General features: G+C 63.6%; 14 protein-coding genes. 7 read left to right on the forward strand and 7 right to left on the reverse strand.

The window, feature by feature from the left end; all coding sequences use genetic code 11:
• Nucleotides 1-4 precede the first annotated feature (4 nt).
• On the forward strand, nt 5-1,459 hold the full coding sequence (locus AC07VL_RS04890) for an NAD(P)(+) transhydrogenase (Re/Si-specific) subunit beta (RefSeq protein WP_494805065.1): 1,455 nt from the start codon (nt 5-7) through the stop codon (nt 1,457-1,459).
• A 51-nt stretch (nt 1,460-1,510) separates the two neighbouring features.
• Here the strand turns inward: AC07VL_RS04890 and AC07VL_RS04895 are convergent, their stop codons facing one another.
• The 6 genes from AC07VL_RS04895 to AC07VL_RS04920 form a co-directional block, all read right to left on the reverse strand.
• Entirely contained in the window at nt 1,511-2,443 is a 933-nt protein-coding gene (locus AC07VL_RS04895; protein WP_494804838.1) for a GGDEF domain-containing protein, read from the reverse strand.
• Nucleotides 2,444-2,531: 88 nt separating this feature from the next.
• A complete protein-coding gene (locus tag AC07VL_RS04900; protein WP_494804839.1) occupies nt 2,532-3,500 on the reverse strand; it encodes an IS1595 family transposase in 969 nt (322 codons plus the stop codon).
• A gap of 116 nt (nt 3,501-3,616) precedes the next feature.
• Nucleotides 3,617-4,759, reverse strand: a complete 1,143-nt coding sequence (locus AC07VL_RS04905; protein WP_494804840.1) for a UbiH/UbiF/VisC/COQ6 family ubiquinone biosynthesis hydroxylase — start codon at nt 4,757-4,759, stop codon at nt 3,617-3,619.
• A 9-nt stretch (nt 4,760-4,768) separates the two neighbouring features.
• On the reverse strand, nt 4,769-6,091 hold the full coding sequence (locus AC07VL_RS04910) for an aminopeptidase P N-terminal domain-containing protein (protein ID WP_494805066.1): 1,323 nt from the start codon (nt 6,089-6,091) through the stop codon (nt 4,769-4,771).
• Nucleotides 6,091-6,810 (reverse strand): N-acetylmuramate alpha-1-phosphate uridylyltransferase MurU, encoded by a 720-nt coding sequence (murU, locus tag AC07VL_RS04915; protein WP_494804841.1) that lies wholly within the window; start codon nt 6,808-6,810, stop codon nt 6,091-6,093. Before murU ends, AC07VL_RS04910 begins: the two co-directional genes overlap by 1 nt.
• A gap of 144 nt (nt 6,811-6,954) precedes the next feature.
• Complete coding sequence (locus AC07VL_RS04920; RefSeq protein ID WP_494804842.1) at nt 6,955-8,022, reverse strand: aminoglycoside phosphotransferase family protein; 1,068 nt, start codon at nt 8,020-8,022, stop codon at nt 6,955-6,957.
• Nucleotides 8,023-8,121: 99 nt separating this feature from the next.
• On the opposite strand from AC07VL_RS04920, the gene AC07VL_RS04925 reads away from it, so the two are divergent.
• The 4 genes from AC07VL_RS04925 (at nt 8,122) to rsmA (ending at nt 13,804) form a co-directional block, all read left to right on the forward strand.
• The gene (locus AC07VL_RS04925) at nt 8,122-10,371 is read left to right on the forward strand and encodes an LPS-assembly protein LptD (protein ID WP_494804843.1); all 2,250 of its coding nucleotides are present in this window, start codon (nt 8,122-8,124) and stop codon (nt 10,369-10,371) included.
• A 102-nt stretch (nt 10,372-10,473) separates the two neighbouring features.
• Nucleotides 10,474-11,904 carry a peptidylprolyl isomerase gene (locus AC07VL_RS04930; protein WP_494804844.1) on the forward strand — a complete coding sequence of 477 codons (1,431 nt, stop codon included), beginning with the start codon at nt 10,474-10,476 and terminating at the stop codon, nt 11,902-11,904.
• A gap of 28 nt (nt 11,905-11,932) precedes the next feature.
• Nucleotides 11,933-12,973, forward strand: coding sequence for a 4-hydroxythreonine-4-phosphate dehydrogenase PdxA (gene pdxA, locus AC07VL_RS04935; protein WP_494804845.1), 1,041 nt, complete (start codon nt 11,933-11,935; stop codon nt 12,971-12,973).
• 51 nt (nt 12,974-13,024) lie between these two features.
• Nucleotides 13,025-13,804: a 16S rRNA (adenine(1518)-N(6)/adenine(1519)-N(6))-dimethyltransferase RsmA gene (gene rsmA / locus AC07VL_RS04940; RefSeq protein WP_494804846.1), complete on the forward strand. Its 780-nt coding sequence runs from the start codon at nt 13,025-13,027 to the stop codon at nt 13,802-13,804.
• An 86-nt stretch (nt 13,805-13,890) separates the two neighbouring features.
• On the opposite strand, the gene AC07VL_RS04945 is transcribed toward rsmA, so the two are convergent.
• Nucleotides 13,891-14,808, reverse strand: a complete 918-nt coding sequence (locus tag AC07VL_RS04945) for a LysR family transcriptional regulator (RefSeq protein ID WP_131373325.1) — start codon at nt 14,806-14,808, stop codon at nt 13,891-13,893.
• A gap of 239 nt (nt 14,809-15,047) precedes the next feature.
• Here AC07VL_RS04945 and AC07VL_RS04950 point away from each other — a divergent pair, with 239 nt between their 5' ends.
• Complete coding sequence (locus AC07VL_RS04950) at nt 15,048-16,151, forward strand: porin (protein ID WP_494804847.1); 1,104 nt, start codon at nt 15,048-15,050, stop codon at nt 16,149-16,151.
• Between the two features lie 57 nt (nt 16,152-16,208).
• Nucleotides 16,209-17,231 (forward strand): ABC transporter substrate-binding protein, encoded by a 1,023-nt coding sequence (locus AC07VL_RS04955; protein WP_290599893.1) that lies wholly within the window; start codon nt 16,209-16,211, stop codon nt 17,229-17,231.
• Nucleotides 17,232-17,249: the final 18 nt, after the last annotated feature.

Raw genomic sequence — 17,249 nt, forward strand, 5'->3', positions numbered from 1 at the left:
TGCCATGAGTTTCGTCACCATGAACCTGGTGACGATGATGTACCTGATCGCCTCCGTGTGCTTCATCCAGGCCCTGAAAGGCCTGTCGTCGCCCTCGACGGCGCGCCGCGGCAATGCCTTCGGCATGAGCGGCATGGCCATTGCCGCCGTCACCACCGTGGCGCTGATCCTGAAACTGAAGGAACAGCAGACGGGCGGCATGGGTTTGAGCCTTGTCATCATCGGCATCGTCACGGGCGGCGCCATCGGCGCCTACCTGGCGAAGACCGTGGAAATGACGAAGATGCCGGAACTGGTGGCAGCCATGCACTCGCTGATCGGCCTGGCGGCCGTCTGCATCGCCGTGGCGGCCGTGTCGGAGCCGTGGGCCTTCAACATCGCCGAGCATGGCCAGGCGCTGCCCATCGGCAACCGCTTCGAGCTGTTCATCGGCACCTTTGTCGGCGCCATCACGTTTTCCGGTTCCGTGATCGCCTTCGGCAAGCTGTCGGGCAAGTACAAGTTCCGCCTGTTCCAGGGCGCGCCCGTCAGTTTCAAGGGCCAGCATCTGCTCAACCTCGTGCTGGCGCTGGTGATGGTGGGCCTGGGCCTGGCGTTCTGCTTCGCCAATGGCGTGCAGCCCGCGTGGACGCCGTTCATCATCATGGCCCTCATCGCCTTCGCGCTGGGCGTGCTGATCATCATCCCCATCGGCGGCGCCGACATGCCGGTGGTGGTCTCCATGCTCAACAGCTATTCGGGCTGGGCGGCGGCCGGCATCGGCTTTTCGCTGAATAACTCGATGCTGATCATCGCCGGCTCGCTCGTGGGCTCGTCCGGCGCCATCCTGTCCTACATCATGTGCAAGGCCATGAACCGCTCCTTCTTCAACGTCATCCTGGGCGGCTTCGGCGGCGATGCGCCGGCGGCCGGCAGCGCAGGCGCGCAGGAGCAGCGTCCCGTGAAATCGGGTTCGGCCGACGATGCCGCCTTCATCATGGGCAATGCGGAAACCGTCATCATCGTGCCCGGCTACGGCCTGGCCGTGGCGCGCGCGCAGCACTCGCTCAAGGAGCTGGTGGAAAAGCTCACGCACAAGGGCGTCACCGTCAAGTACGCGATCCACCCCGTGGCCGGACGCATGCCGGGCCACATGAACGTGCTGCTGGCCGAAGCGGAAGTGCCGTACGACCAGGTCTTCGAGATGGAAGACATCAACGGCGAATTCGGCCAGACGGACGTGGTGCTGGTGCTGGGCGCGAACGACGTCGTCAACCCTGCCGCGAAGGACCCGAAATCGCCGATCGCCGGCATGCCGATCCTGGAAGCCTACAAGGCCAAGAGCATCATCGTCAACAAGCGCTCGATGGCGTCCGGCTACGCGGGCCTGGACAATGAGCTGTTCTACCAGCCGAACACGATGATGGTGTTTGGCGACGCGAAGAAGGTGATCGAGGATATGCTCAAGGCCGTCGAGTAAGGCAATGCCTTGGCCAACTGAAGACGGCCCGCCTTGCGCGGGCCGTCTTGTTCATGCTGCCGCCACCACCTTGTTGCGGCCCTGGTGCTTGGCCGCATACAGGGCCTTGTCCGCCTCCGACATGGCCGCGTCCAGCGTGGCGCCCTTGACGAGCGGCGCCAGGCCGATGCTGATGGTGACGTGCAGCGGCGTGCCGTCGGGCAACACGGTGACGGCCGCCGCCACCGCCGCGCGGATGCGTTCGGCCACCTTGTAGGCTTGCTTCAGGGGCGCGTCGGGGAACAGCAGGCCGAATTCCTCGCCGCCCATGCGCGCCGCCACGTCCGTGACGCGGCCCGTGTCGCGCAGCACCTGCGCCACCGTGCGCAGCACGGCGTCGCCCACGGCGTGGCCATAGCGGTCGTTGATTTTCTTGAAATGATCGAGGTCGGCCACGCCCACCGTCAGCGCCGCGCCGCTGCGCGCGGCGCGCGCCATCGCCTGCCCGGCCTGGGCTTCATAGGCGCGCCGGTTCGGCAGCGACGTCAGGGCATCGTACAGGGCCTGCTGTTCCAGCTGTGCCAGCAGGCTGGCGTTCTTGGCCGCCAGTTCGCGCCGCTCGCGCACGTCGAGCAGGAAGGCGCCGAAATAGCGCATGCCGTCGACCACGCCCAGGTCCAGTGCCTTCATCTCGATGGGGATCATTTGCGCGTTGCGGTGGCGGATGGCGAATTCGCGGATTTTCCCCAGCACGCTGGACTGGCGCGAACTGCGGATGTAGTTGATGACATGGTTGTCGTGCTGGACGGCGACGGCGTCGGGCAGCAGGCCGTTCAGGGTCTCGCCCAGCAATTCCCCGCTGGCGTAGCCCGACAGCGCCTGCATGGCGCCATTGATGTAGCGGATGCGGCACTGCTCGTCGATGATGATGACAGCGTCGAGGGCGTCTTCCAGCAGGCGGGAAAAGAGGACTTCGGGTAGTGCAGCGGGCAATGCATCTGTCATGGAACGGTCGCCAAAATCCAGGTGAGGCCCATTGTCGCATCCGCGGGCCGTTTACTCCATGCCGGATGACCCGCCTGTTTCTTTTTGGCTATGTCACCATCAAGTGTGGGAACGCTCCCAACGTTGCCTTCAATAAGGTTTCTGGCGAGCGGATGCGCCCGGCATCGAGTATCCAGCGCCATCCCAGGTAGTTCGGCAGGTAGCGCGTGGCCACGCCGTGAAAGGGCCGCAGCCATTCCCGCAGGCGGCTGTGATAGGCGTTGACGTTCTGCACGTGGACGGCGCCCCGCACGCGGATGCCGGCGCGCAAGTTGACGGTATGGTGGCTGATGCCCGCAGCGCGCGCGAAGGCCCGGTAAGCAGCATGGCCGTCCGTTACCAGCAAGACATCCTTGTCGATGACGGGAGACAAACAGTCGTGCAACTGCGCCGTGGTCAGTGCGCCTTGTCCTGTGACGAAAGCCAGGGTCTGTCCCGTGCGGTCGCGCGCCACGAGGATGCAGACTTGCTCACTAGAAATGCCGCGCTGGCGGGCATGGCCGCCCCGGCGGCGCGCCGGACGCGTCAGATGCCGCGCACCCTTTTGCGATTCCAGCACATACAGTTCGTCGGCCTCGGCGATGCCATGCAGGCAATGCGGCCGGTCCGTTTTTGCCAGGGCTAAAAACCGGTGGCGCCAGCGGAAGGTGGTGTTGCGGTGCACGCCCAGCTGGCGCGCTGCCTGGCGCACGGAATGGGATGCCAGCAGGCAATCGGCATACGCCAGCCAGCGTCCCTTGTGGCGCAAGCGGGCCAGCGGCGTGCCGGTGAGCGCATTGAAGGTGCGCCCGCACGGTACGCAGCGGTAGCGCTGCAGCCCGTGGGCGTGGCCATGGCGGTGACAGTGTGTGGATTGGCAGGCGGGACAGCGCAAACGCTGCCGGGCCACGCTTTCGGCCAGTGCCACGGCGGCATCCGGCGATGCGGCGCCGTGCAGCAAGGCGATACCCGCCAAGCGCTGGCGTTGGTTCAGATTGGCAAACTGGGCAATAAAACGTTTCCATTCTGCGGCTTGCATGAGGTGCTCCCATCTGGCTGGTCCACTCGGTTAGACCCCAGCCATACTGTGAGTTCCCCTACTTGTCGAGGACAGAGCCTTCTTTTTCGCCCGCGCCCCTGGGCCCTGGCCTGTCCTCAGCGGCGGCCGTACATCATCAGTTCCGCCAGGCCCTTGCGCGCCGGGTTGACGACATCGAGCAAGCCCAGGGACAGGCCCAGCAAGCCTTGCGTGGGCGCGCTGCCCGTGAAGATGCGCGCCATGGTGTCGGTCACGCGCACGGTCAGCCCCCGGTCCGCCTGGCGCAGGCCGGCATAGCGCGCCAGTCCCGCCGGGCTGCTGTCCTGCGCCAGCACGCGGGCCAGCACGGCGGCGTCGCGCAGGCCCAGGTTCAGGCCTTGTCCCGCCACCGGATGCAGCGTCTGCGCCGCATTGCCGATGGCGACCGTGCGCGCCGTGCCGCCAGCCTGCGCGTTCAGGCCCAGCGGATACGCCAGGCGCGGCGTCGTGTGGGTAAAACGTCCCAGGCGGCTGCCGAAAGCGGCGTCCAGGCGGGCCAGGAAGGCCGCGTCGTCCAGCGCCAGCAACTGTTCCGCGCGCGTGGGCGGCACGCACCACACCAGCGCGTAGCCGTCGTCCTGCGGCAGCAGGGCCAGCGGCCCCTCGTCCGTGAAGCGCTCATAGGCGCGGTGGGCGATGGGGCTGCTCACGCGCACATGGGCGATGATGGCGCTCTGGCCATAGTCGCGGCTGACGGCGCGTTCCTGCTGCTGGCCGAACAGGCCGCCCTCGGCCTGCACCAGCAGGCTGGCGCGCAGGTGCGATGGTACGCCATCCTGCTCGATCGTCACGCTGACGCCGTCGGCGTCTTCGGCGCTGGCCGTCACCAGCGCCGGGCGCACCGTGGCCACGCCCAGGCGTGCGCATGCGTCGGCCAGCACGCTGACGACGGCGCCGTAGCGGGCCACGTAGCCCAAGGCGTCGACGCCATGCTCGCCGCGGTCCATCAGGCTGCGGCCGAAACGGCCGCGGCGCGAGACGTGGATGGCGTGGATCGGCGTCGCCTCGACGGGCCAGGCGCCCGCTTCCTCGAGAATCTGGCGGCTGCCGTACGACAGCGCGATGGTGCGCGGATCGCGCCTGGCATGCTCGATGGATTTGGCGTCGAGCAGGGCGATGCCGGCGGCGCGGCCGCCGCGCTGCACCAGCAGGGCGGCCAGCGCCATGCCGACGGGGCCGGCGCCGCAGATGGCGAGGTCGAAAGTGGACGGTGTATGCATGCGGCGGGCTTAATCCTGTGACATCAGTTGTTCGATTTCAGCCACGCTTTTTGGCGCCGTGCTGAAGACTTCATGGCCTTGCGGCGTGACCAGCACGTCATCCTCGATGCGGATGCCCGTATGCCAGAACTGCTCCGGCACGCCGGCGCCGGGGCGCACGTAGATGCCCGGTTCCACCGTCAGCACCATGCCCGCTTCGAGTGGACGCCATGGCTTGCCGGGCGCGGTGGTGTCGCGGTAGGCACCCACGTCATGCACGTCCATGCCCAGCCAGTGGCTGGTGCCGTGCATGTAGAACGGCGCATAGCTCTTGTCGGCGATGACGTCCTGCACGCTGCCGCTTTTCTGGCGGTCCAGCAGGCCCAGGTCCAGCATGCCCTGCGCCAGCACCTGCACGGCCGCCTCGTGGATGGCGCTGTGGGGCAGGCCGGGGCGCACCATGTCCAGCGCCGCCTGCTGCGCCGCCAGCACCATTTCATACAGGTCCCGCTGTGGCGCGCTGAAACGGCCGTTGACGGGCCAGCTGCGCGTGATGTCCGAGGCGTAGCCATCGAGTTCGCAGCCCGCGTCGATGAGCACCAGCTGGCCGTCCTGCAGGACGGCGTTGTTGGCGCTGTAGTGCAGGATGCAGGCGTTGCCGCCGCCCGCCACGATGGACGAGTAGGCGGGAAACTGCGCGCCGCTGCGGCGAAATTCGTACAGCAGCTCCGCTTCCAGCGCGTATTCGTGCAGGCCGGGCCGCGCGGCGCGCATGGCGCGCACGTGGGCCGCGCTGGAGATGGCGGCGGCGCGGCGCATCAGCTGCTGTTCCTGCGTATCCTTCAGCAGGCGCATGGCGTCGAGCATGCCGTTGATGTCATGCGCGATGGCCGGCGCCGTGACGCCGCTGCGGGCCTTTTGCCGCACATTGTGGCGCCAGACCTTGACCTGTGCATCGAGGCTGCCGCCCAGCGCATAGTAGATGGCGGGGGCGTCGGCCAGCAGGCGCGTCATTTCCACGTCGAGTTCCTCGATGGGGAAGGCGCTGTCAAACCCGAAGGCGATGCGCGCCGCCTCGGGGCCGTGGCGGAAGCCGTCCCAGATTTCCCGTTCCGAGTTCTTGGCGCGGCAAAACAGGATGGCGCGCGCGGGCGCCGTGGCGCTGGCGGCCACGAGGGCCACGGCGCTGTCGGGTTCCGTAAAGCCGCTCAGGTAATAGAAATAGCTGTCGTGGCGGTAGGGATAGTCGCAATCGCTGTTGCGCGGCACTTCCGGTGCCGTGGCGAGGATGGCCACGCTGCCCGGCAGCATCTGCGCCAGCAGCGCCGCGCGCCGGGCCGCGTAGTTGGCCATCATGTTGCGCCGGCCTTGGCCGCGATGCCGTTGAGGGCGTCGAGCTGCTGCGGCGTGCCCACGTTGGTCCACTCGCCCGGGTAGACTTCGCCGCCCACGCGGCCCTGGTCCGCATACTGGCGCAGCAAATCGCCCAGTCTGGCGTGGCTGCCCGGCGCGATGCCGTCGAACATTTCAGGACGGTAGACGCCGATATTGGCGAAGGTCCATTTCGTCTCGTCCGTATTGTTGATCGAAAACAAGGTCAGGCCGAAGTCGCCCTTGGGATGGAAATCGGGATTGGGCACCAGGTAGGTCCAGGCGATGTCGCGCTGGTCGGCCGGGTATGGCGTGCCCAGCACGTCCTTGTCGGCCAGCACGTCGAGCACTTGCTTGAAATCAAAATACGGACAATAGATATCGCCGGAAATGGCCAGGAACGGTTCCTCGCCCAGCAGGTGGCGCGCCTGGGCGATGCCGCCCGCCGTTTCCAGCGGGGTGGTCTCGGGCGAATACGCGATGCGCGCGCCGTAGGCGCTGCCGTCGCCCAGGGTTTCCTCGATCAAATGGCCCAGGTGCGAATGGTTGATGACGATGTCCGTGATGCCGGCGCGCACCAGATTCAGCACGTGCCAGACGATCAGCGGACGGCCGCGCACTTTCAGCAGCGGTTTGGGGCAGGTATCGGTGAGCGGACGCATCCGTTCACCGCGGCCTGCGGCGAAGATCATGGCTTTCATGGGTAGTCTTTTCTGATTTGTTCAGTAATTTTTCTGTGGTTATGACACCGGACAAAACCGTAGCGAGCGGCAGTGAGGCTCGGCGCCCCCTTGTGGCCAAGAAGCGCAACCGTACGCTAGTACGGGGGCGCCGAGCCGGTGTCATCAGAATGTATAGCCGACCTGGGGCGTTTTATTCTCCAGGGCGTCCAATAAGCGCACCAGCGGCTTGAGTTCCGTGTAGCGATTGGCTGTCTTGCGCACGTAGTCGAGCACGGTCGGCAGGTCGCCCATGTACAGGTCCTTGCCGTCGCGGTAGTTCAGGCGCGCGAACAGGCCGAGGATTTTCAGGTGGCGCTGCAGGGCCGTAAACTCGAAATCGCGGTAGAAGGCGTCGATGTCGGGATTCACCGGCAAGCCCAGCTGCTTGGCGCGCTGCCAGTAGCGGATCACCCAGTCGAGCACCAGTTCCTCGTCCCACTGGATATACGCGTCGCGCAGCAGCGAGGCGATGTCGTAGGTGACGGGGCCGAAGACGGCGTCCTGGAAATCGAGGATGCCGGGATTCGGGAGGGAGCCATCGTTGATGTGCATCAAATTGCGCGAATGGTAGTCGCGGTGCATGAATACTTGCTGTTGCGATAAGATATTCGCCGTGATGGCTTCGAAGACCTTGTCCAGCTGGGTTTGTTGTACATCCGTCAAGGTCGCGCCCAGGTGCTTGCCGATGAACCATTCCGGGAACAGATGCATTTCGCGCAGGATGAAGGCGCGGTCGAATTCGGGCAGCACGTCTGGCTGGCTGGCCAGCTGGATTTTCATCAGCGACTCGAGCGCTTCGGCATACAGCACGCTGGCATTGTCGTGGTTCAGGGCGTCCAGGTAGGTGGTCGTGCCCAGGTCGGAGAGCAGCAGGAAGCCGTTCTCCAGGTCTTGCGCGATGATCTCGGGCACGGACACGCCGGCCGCCTTCAGCAGGCCGGCCACCTTGACGAAGGCGGGCACGTTTTCGCGCTCGGGCGGCGCATCCATGGCGATCAGTGTCTTGCCTGGCAATGTAGTATTGTCAGGTAAGATGTCAAGACGATAATAGCGACGGAAGCTGGCATCGCTGGAAGCGGGGCGGGCGGAATCGGGTGCGACGAGGTTAAGCGAGGTCAACCAGGCTTTCAACAGGGTCAGGCGAGCGTCGGCGGTGACCGGCGCGGTGGAGGAATTGGAGGAGAATGACATTAAGCGGCCTGTGGAATCGGGTTGATGATGCGTATTCCCATATAATAAGGGATTCAAATTAAAAAATCGCCTGTCAATGGTGCTTGCCCCTTCCAATTCATGAGCTGGTTTTCGGCCTCCCCCCCTTCGCAGCGCTGGGCTTTCGCCATCAGCGCGCTCGTCGCCGCCACGACGGTGCCCGTCCACGCCCAGAAGGCGCCACGCCCGGTCCATGTGGAAGACCCGGACGCGCCCACCGTCATGACGGCGGAAAGCATGAACGGCCGACCGGAAAGGGAGATCAATCTCGACAAGAATGTCGTGATCGAGCGCGGAAAAACCACAAAAATGACGGCCGATACAGCTTGTTACAAACAAGTTGAAGATCAGTTCGAGGCGGAGGGCCACATCAAGATGTGGCGCTTCGGCGATTACTACACGGGCGACGTGCTGAAGCTGAACATGGAGACGGGCAAGGGTTTCCTGCTCAATCCCACCTACCGCTTTGAAGTGGGCCATGGCCAGGGCAAGGCCGAGCGCGTCGACTTCATCAATCCCGACGAAGCCAATGTCATCGACGGGACCTACAGTACCTGCGAAGGCCCGAACCCCGACTGGTACCTGAAGTCGAGCACCCTGAACCTCGATACGGGCCGCGACGTGGGTACGGGCGGCAAGACCATCATCTACTTCAAGGACGTGCCGATCCTGGGCACGCCCGGCATCTCGTTTTCGCTGTCAGGCGCGCGCCGCTCGGGCTGGCTGGCGCCGACGCCAGGTTTTGCCTCGAAGAACGGCTTTGAGCTGACGGTACCGTATTACCTGAATATCGCGCCCAACCGCGACCTGACCCTGTTCCCGAAATACATACAGCGGCGCGGCATCCAGCTGGGCGCCATCGGACGCTACATGGGCGAGACGGACGCCGGCCTGTACAGCGGTGAAACGTCGTTCGAGTTCTTGCCTAACGACAAGCAGACCAAGACCGACCGCTACATGATCAAGTCCAAGCATGAGCAGGCGCTGGCCAAGGGCTGGACCTATGGCTGGGATGTGCGCGACGCATCGGACAATAATTACCCGAGCGATTTCTCGAAAAACGTGGCGTCGGCCACGGAGCGCCAGCTGCTGCGCGAACTGCGCACCGATTACCGCACCGAGGACTGGAGCCTGACGGCGCGCGTGCAGAACTACCAGGTGCTGCAGGATCCCGCCGCCGTCACGGACCCGTCCCTGTTCGTGACGCGTCCGTATGACCGCTTGCCATCGGTGAATTTCCACGCGGGCAAATACGACGTCTGGGGCGGCTTCGACTGGACCTTCGATGCGGAAGCGACGCGTTTCGTGCATCCGACCCTGGTGCAGGGTTCGCGCGTGGTGGCCGTGCCGCAGGTCAGTTTCCCCATCGTCCGCCCGGGCTACTTCATCACGCCCAAGCTGATGCTGAACGCCAGTGCGTATCAGCTGGACAACGATGCGACGACCAAGGCGCAGTTCGCGAATACCTCGCTGACGCGCGCCGTGCCGACCATCTCGGTCGACAGCGGCCTGGTGTTCGAGCGCGACACGAACCTGTTTGGCGCCAAGGGCGGCACGCAGACCCTGGAGCCGCGCCTGTTCTACGTCTACACGCCGTACCGCGACCAGTCGCAATTCCCGAATTTCGATACGGCCGACGGCACGTTCAACCTGACGCAGATCTTCACGGAAAACCGCTTTGTCGGCAGCGACCGCATCGGCGATGCCAACCAGGTCACGGCGGCCGTCGTCTCGCGCTTCCTGCAGCCCGATGGCGCCGAGCGCATGCGCCTGACCTTCGGCCAGCGTTTCTATTTTGCCGACCAGCGCGTGCAGCTCAACTCGACCACGCCGGTCAACCAGTCGCGTTCGGACATCCTGCTGGCGGCGACGGGCCGCGTGTCGGAGACTTGGACCGTCGACAGCCTGGTGCAGTACAATCCCAGCGACCGCCAGCTGATGAGTTACAACTACGCGCTGCAATATCAGCCCGGTCCGAAGAAAGTATTGAATTTTAGCAACCGTTTTCAGCGTGGCAGCTTGCGCAACATGGAAGTGTCGACGCAATGGCCGCTGACGGACCGCCTGTATGGCGTGGGCCGCATCAGTTATTCCTTGCTGGACCGCCGCATGCTGGAAAGCCTGATCGGCCTGGAATACAAGGGCGACTGCTGGGTGTTCCGCATGGGCGCCCAGCGTTTCGTGACGTCGGCCAACAATGCGTCGACGCCGATCTTCTTCCAGCTGGAACTGACGGGCCTGTCGAATGGCCTGGGCCTGGGGGCGAATGGGCTGGAAACATTTACCAAAACCATACCTGGCTATCAGGCACTGAGCCAGCCACTCCGTTAAGATGGTCACCGTCGCCGCCGCCGGACTCCCGGCGCTGGCGCGAACCGGTTTTTTTATTCACTTGAACTCATGAGCGCTCTACACATTATGCGTAATGCCAGTATGCACCAACTCAAAATTGCAACGGTTCTGCTGTGCGCCATTTCCGGCGCCACGACCAGTAGTGTCTGGGCGCAACAGGCTGCGCCAGCGCCTGCCGCCACGCCAGCTGCTGCCACACCGGCCGCTGCCGCGCCCGCCGCAGCGAAACCTGCAGCTGCGCCAGTCAAGGGTTTCACGCCGCCAGCGTCGAGCAGCGGCCAGACCATCGATTCCATCGCCGTCGTCGTCAATGACGATGTGATCACGCGCAACGAAGTCGCGGCCCGCATCAAGAACGTGGAACAGCGCATGAAGGCGCAGAACGTGCCCCTGCCCGACCCTGCCGACCTGCGTCGTCAATTGCTGGAGCGCATGATCGTCGAGCGCGCGCAAATGCAGCTGGCCAAGGAAATGGGCGTGCGCGTCGATGACCTGACCCTGGACCGCGCCATCGGCCGTATTGCTGAACAGCAAAAAATGACGGTGCAGGACTTGCGCAACCAGATGGAAAAGGAAGGCACGCCGTTTGCGACTTTCCGCGAAGAAATTCGTGATGAAATCATCATGCAGCGCCTGCGCGAACATGAAGTCGATGCCAAGATCCAGATCTCCGATTCCGAAGTGGACAACTTCCTGGAAGCGGAAAAAGCGGCGGCCAGCGAACAGGTCGAGCTGAACCTGGCGCAAATTCTCGTGCGTATCCCGGAAAACTCCAGCCCGGAACAGATCGCCGCGCGCCGCGCGCGTGCCGAGGAAGTCAGCCGCCAGCTGCGCACGGGCGCCGATTTCGCCAAGATGGCCGCCACGTATTCCGACGCCAGCGATGCGCTGAGCGGCGGCGATATCGGCTGGCGCAATAGCGACCGCTTGCCGCCTCTGTTCACGGAACAGTTGCTGAAATTGAAACCGGGCCAGATCACGCCCATCATCAAGAGCAACACGGGCTTCCATATCCTGAAGCTGGTGGACCGCCGCAGTGCCGCCGAGGCGCAAGCCGTCGCTGCCGTGCAGCAGACGCATGCCCGCCACATCCTGCTGAAAGTGACGCCGACCCTGTCGGCCGCGGAAGCCAAGCGCAAGTTGCTGGAATTGAAAGAGCGCCTCGACAACAAGGCGGCCAAGTTCGAAGACCTGGCCCGTTTGTTCTCGAACGACGGCTCGGCCGCCAAGGGCGGCGACCTGGGCTGGCTGTATCCGGGCGATACCGTGCCGGAATTCGAGACGGCCATGAATGCGCTGAAACCGGGCGAAGTGAGCGAGCCGATCGAATCGAGCTTCGGTTTCCACCTGATCGAAGTGCTGGAGCGCAAGAGCGACGACGTGTCGAAAGAGAAGCAGCGCAACGCCGCCCGCAATGCCTTGCGCGAACGCAAACTGGAAGAAGCGACGGAAAACTGGGCGCGCGAAGTACGCGACCGTGCCTACGTCGAATTCCGTCCGGACGACCAGTAATGCTGCTGACTGTTTGCGCATGAGTAACTTGCCTGCATCCCGCCGTCCCGCCATCGCCATCACCTGTGGCGAGCCGGCCGGTGTCGGCCCGGAAATTTCGATCCGCGCCGCCTGGGCCATGCGCGACGAGGTCAACTGCATCCTGCTGGGCGACGCCGCTTTCCTGGCGCTGACGGCCAGCCTGATCGACCCGGAGATCCGCCTGGCGGCCCTGTCCCTGCAAGCCGTGCGCAACAGCGGCTTGCCCCAGTTCGGCCCCGGCCGCCTGGCCGTGATCGACATTCCCACCGTCAACAATGTCATTCCTGGCGTGCTCGACAAGGAAAACGGGCGCTCCGTGCTGGCGACCCTGGACGCGGCCGTGGAAGGTGTCCAGGCGGGCTGGTTCGGCGCCATGGTCACGGCACCCTTGCAAAAGAGCACGATCAACGACGCGGGCGTGGCCTTTTCCGGCCACACGGAATACCTGGCGGAAAAAACCGGCACGCCGCAAGTGGTGATGATGCTGGCCGGCGAACCGGGGCACGGCGAACCGACCCTGCGCGTGGCGCTGGCCACGACGCATCTGCCATTGAAGGACGTGTCCGCTGCCATCACTGCGGACAGCCTGGCCGTCACCCTGGACATTCTCCAGCTGGATCTGCAACAGAAATTCGGCATCGCCGCGCCGCGCATCCTCGTGACCGGCCTGAACCCGCACGCGGGCGAGGGCGGTTACCTGGGACGCGAGGAAATCGATGTCATCGCCCCGGCGATTGCTGCGGCACAAGCGCGCGGCATCGATGCGCGCGGGCCGTATCCGGCCGACACCTTGTTCCAGCACAAATACCTGGCGGACGCCGACTGCGTGCTGGCCATGTACCACGACCAGGGCTTGCCCGTATTGAAATATGCCACCTTCGGGCGCGGCATCAATATCACCCTGGGCTTGCCGCTGATACGCACTTCGGTCGACCATGGCACGGCGCTGGACCTGGCCGCGCAGGGACTGGGCCTGGCCGACGACCACAGCATGCGGCACGCGCTGCAGACGGCGCTCGACATGCTGCGCGCCAGCCAGGCGGCCTGAACTACTCATCCGCATCACCGCGCCTTACCCGCATTTATAGAAGAACAGAATATGAAACACGTTGCCCGCAAACGCTTTGGCCAGAACTTCCTGCATGACCGCTTCGTCCTCGACGACATCACGGCCGCCATCGCGCCGCAGCCGGACGATGCCATGGTCGAGATCGGCCCCGGCCTGGGCGCCATGACGGAGCAGCTGCTGCGCCACCTGAAGCAGATGCACGTGGTGGAACTGGACCGCGACCTGATCGTGCGCCTGGAAAAGACCTTCAATCCGGCCAAGCTGACGATCCACTCGGGCGATGCGCTGAAGTTTGATTTCGCGCAAATTCCCGTGCCGGCCGGCCAGAAGCTGCGCATCGTGGGCAACTTGCCGTACAACATTTCCAGCCCCCTGCTGTTCCACCTGGCGGACTTCGCGCCGCTGGTGCAGGACCAGCATTTCATGCTGCAAAAGGAAGTGGTCGAGCGCATGGTGGCCGAGCCGGGCAGCAAGGCGTATGGCCGTTTGTCCGTGATGCTGCAATGGCGTTATGACATGTCCCTGCTGTTCATCGTGCCGCCGACGGCCTTCGACCCGCCGCCGAAGGTGGAATCGGCCATCGTGCGCATGATCCCCGTGGCCCAGCGCCTGGCCTGCGACCAGGAAACCCTGGAAGCGGTGGTCATGAAGGCGTTCTCGCAGCGCCGCAAGGTGATCCGCAACTGCCTGGCCGGCATGTTCACGGAAGAGCAGATCAAGGCGGCCGGCATCGACCCGACCCTGCGTCCGGAAACGGTGGGGCTGGAGCAGTATGTGGCCCTGGCGAACCTGCTCAAAGCACCGCAGTAATCGCAAGGGCTGGGGTCAGCCCCTCTCCACCTGCAGCGCCTGAGCGGGCGTCGACGCGAACGGGGGGCTGACCCCGGCAGTGGCAATCAAAACCACTGGTCGACCTGCTGCAAATCCTGCCGCAGCGCTGAAAAGCAGTCGTCGACATGGTGGTTGCGGCTGATTTCATTGCGCCGCATCAAGGCGATCTTGCGCTTGCAGGTGGGCTGGCGCAGGGGCGCCACGTGCAGTTCCTCGTCGTTGAGGAAGGTCGTGTACAGGCTGGGCATGATGCCCACGGCGATGCCGGCGCGCACCACGCCATACAGCGACTCGCTGTGGATCATCTGGTACAGGCTGGACGGGCTCAAGCCGTGCTGGCGCAGGGCGCTGGAAGCGAACTCCCAGATGCTGCCCTTGGTAAACACGACGATTTCCTGGCCCGCCAGCTGTTCCCAGCGCACTTCCTTCAGCGGCGCCAGCGCATGGCGTCCCGCCGTCACCAGCACCAGCTCATCCTCGAACAGGCCCACGCTTTCCAGCGAGACGGAGCCGGGTACTTCGATGCCCACGCAAAAATCCAGCTGGCCCGAATGCAGGGCGTGCAGCAAGCCATCGTTGGGCATGTCCGACAGGACGATCTCCACTTCATCGCCATGCTGCTCGCTGTAGCGCGCCACGACGGCCGCCGTCATGGCCATGGCCGAGGGGATGGCGCCGATGCGGATGCGGTGCCGTCCGCTGCCGATGGCGCGCTGGATATCGGCAAAGGTATTGCTCGCCGTATTGAGCAAATGGGTCGCATATTCGAGCGCCAGCTTGCCTTCGCGCGTCAGGTCCAGCTGGTGGGTTGTGCGGTTAAACAACTTTTTTCCCAGCTGATTTTCCAGCAGCTTGATCGACGCGCTGAGGGCGGGCTGGGTCACGCACAATTCCTGTGCAGCCTTGCTGAAGCTGTTTACCCGGGCAAGGGTGGAAAACGCTTGTAAATGTCGTAAGGAAATTTTCTTGCTCAACTCATGCATGGGCGTTGCTTATTAGAAAAAGTAATGGATTTATAAAAATAAACAAATTTTCTTATCCCGCAATTTACCATATTCTGGACTGGTCTTTACTTGTCTTGAAAGCAACAATTTTCAGAGAAGTGCTTGCCAGGCGGCGCCGGCACACGCGGCAGCCAGCATGCAAGGGACGCAGGCAACAACAATAATTCCAAAAAAACTCAGGGTTTATTCTTTTTAGGGCGGCGGCGATGAACAAATGGATGACTGGAACGATGGTAGTGGGTGGCTTGCTGGCGGCGCAGGGGGTTGCGCAGGCACAAAGCAGCGTGCAAGTGTATGGCTTGCTGTCGGCCGGTATCGGCTATGTCTCGGATGAAGGCAAGGGCAGCCGCACGCATGCGCTGAGCGGCACGAATCAGAACCCGCGCATCGGTTTCCGCGGGCAGGAAGACCTGGGCGACGGCACCAAGGCCATCTTCGTGCTGGAGAACGGTTTCAACGTGATGACGGGCACGGCGGCGCAAAGCGGCCGCCTGTTCGGCCGCCAGTCGTACGTGGGTCTGTCGAGCAATGACAAGGGCACCCTGACCCTGGGCCGCCAGTACGAAGCCGTCAAGGACCTGCTGGGCCCGGTGGTCATCGCCAGTAACGGCGTGCACATCGGCGACAACGACAATGGCTACAACAACCTGCGCGTGCAAAATGCCGTCAAGTATGTCAGCCCGAACATCAGCAACCTGTCGTTCACGGGCCTGTATGGCTTCAGCGAAAATCCGGCAGATTCCAACCGCAACCGCGTCTACAGCATGGGTGCCGGCTACAAAGTCGATGCCTTCAGCTGGGCCGTCGCCTACACCAAGATGGACCACCCGAATGCCCCGGACGCGCCGAATGGCGCCATCGGCAATGACTATGGCAGTTCCTTGTTGATCTTCAACAAGAGCACCGTCAGCGGCGCCGGCGTGAACGACCAGGCCATCGCCGGCACCGGAGGCTTTTATAATGTGGGCAGGACCAAGTTCGGCGCGCTGTACACCAACGTGCGCTACCACTACATGGATCAGAGCAATCTGACCCTGCAAAACGTGGATCTGAACGTGAATCACAAGTTGACGGAAGCGCTGAACCTGGGCGCATCGTATTTCTTTACTACAGGAAAATATGATGTGGTTAACAAGACGCCAAAATGGCACCAGGTCAACTTCCAGGCCGATTACTTCCTGTCCAAGCGCACCGACGTCGCCGTCACCTGGAGCTACCAGAAAGCGGCTGGCGATGCCACGTTCGCCCGCGTGTTCGGCTTCGGCGCCTCCGGCGGCAAGACGCAAAGCGTCCTGATCGTCGGCATGCGACATTATTTCTGAGTCTGATTCATCTTTACAGGCGCTGTCCCGCAGCGCCGTCCCCTGAAAGGAAGCATCTTGAAAAAGCACCTCATGTTGGCGTTGAGCCTAGGCTTGCTGGCCAACGCCGCCCACGCGGAAAAACGCGAGCTGGTCATTTCGGCCTACCCGATTGCCCAACCCTTGTTCATGAAGTATGTGTACGAGCCGTTCAAGGCCAAATGCGGTTGCGATATCAAGGTGGAAACGGGGAATAACGCGGACCGCATCGCCAAGCTGGTGGTGCACGCGAAGAATCCGGTGATCGACCTGGTGCTGCTGTCCGATTCCGGCATGCTGGAAGCGGCGCAGAAGGGCGTGATCCAGCCCATGGATTACTCCAAGCTGAGCAATTACAAGGCCCTGTACGACGTGGCGAAGAACCCCATCGGCGGCAACTACGCCGTCGGCTACACCCTGTATTCCGTGGGCCTGGTGTACCGCAGCGACAAGATCGCCCCGCTGACGTCGTGGAAAGACCTGTGGCGTCCCGAACTGAAGGGCCGCGTGGCCTTCCCCGACGTGAGCACCACGCAGGGCCCCCTGATGCTGCGCATGGCCGATGCGGCCTGGGGCGGCAAGACGGACGACTATGCCACCGGCTTTGCCAAGATCGTCGGCATGAAGGGCAACGTCGTCACCTTCTCGAAGAACAGCGCGCAGCTGGCGGCATTGTTCGCGCAGGATGAAATCTGGGCCGCGCCCGTGGCGCGTTTTACCTGGTCGCAGATGCTCAAGACGGGCCTGCCCCTGAAGTGGAGCATCCCGGCCGAAGGCCAGGCGGCCGGCATGAACGTGATGGGCATCGTCGCCGGCTCGAAGAACGCGGACCTGGCCTACCAGCTGATGGATTTCTGGCTGTCCAAGGAAGTGCAGACGCAGCTGGCGACCAACCTGGTCGACTCGCCCGTCAACAAGGACGTGCGCCTGTCGACGGCCGCCGCGCAATTCAATACCTATGGTCCCGATCAAATCGGTTCGCTGAAATTCGTCAAGCCGGAAACCATCCTCAAGCAGCGCACGAACTGGATGACGCAGTGGAACAAGGCCATGAGCAAATAGTGGTGACGAGGAGAGAAC

The sequence above is a fragment of the Janthinobacterium sp. GW821-FHT03C08 genome (assembly GCF_059420905.1).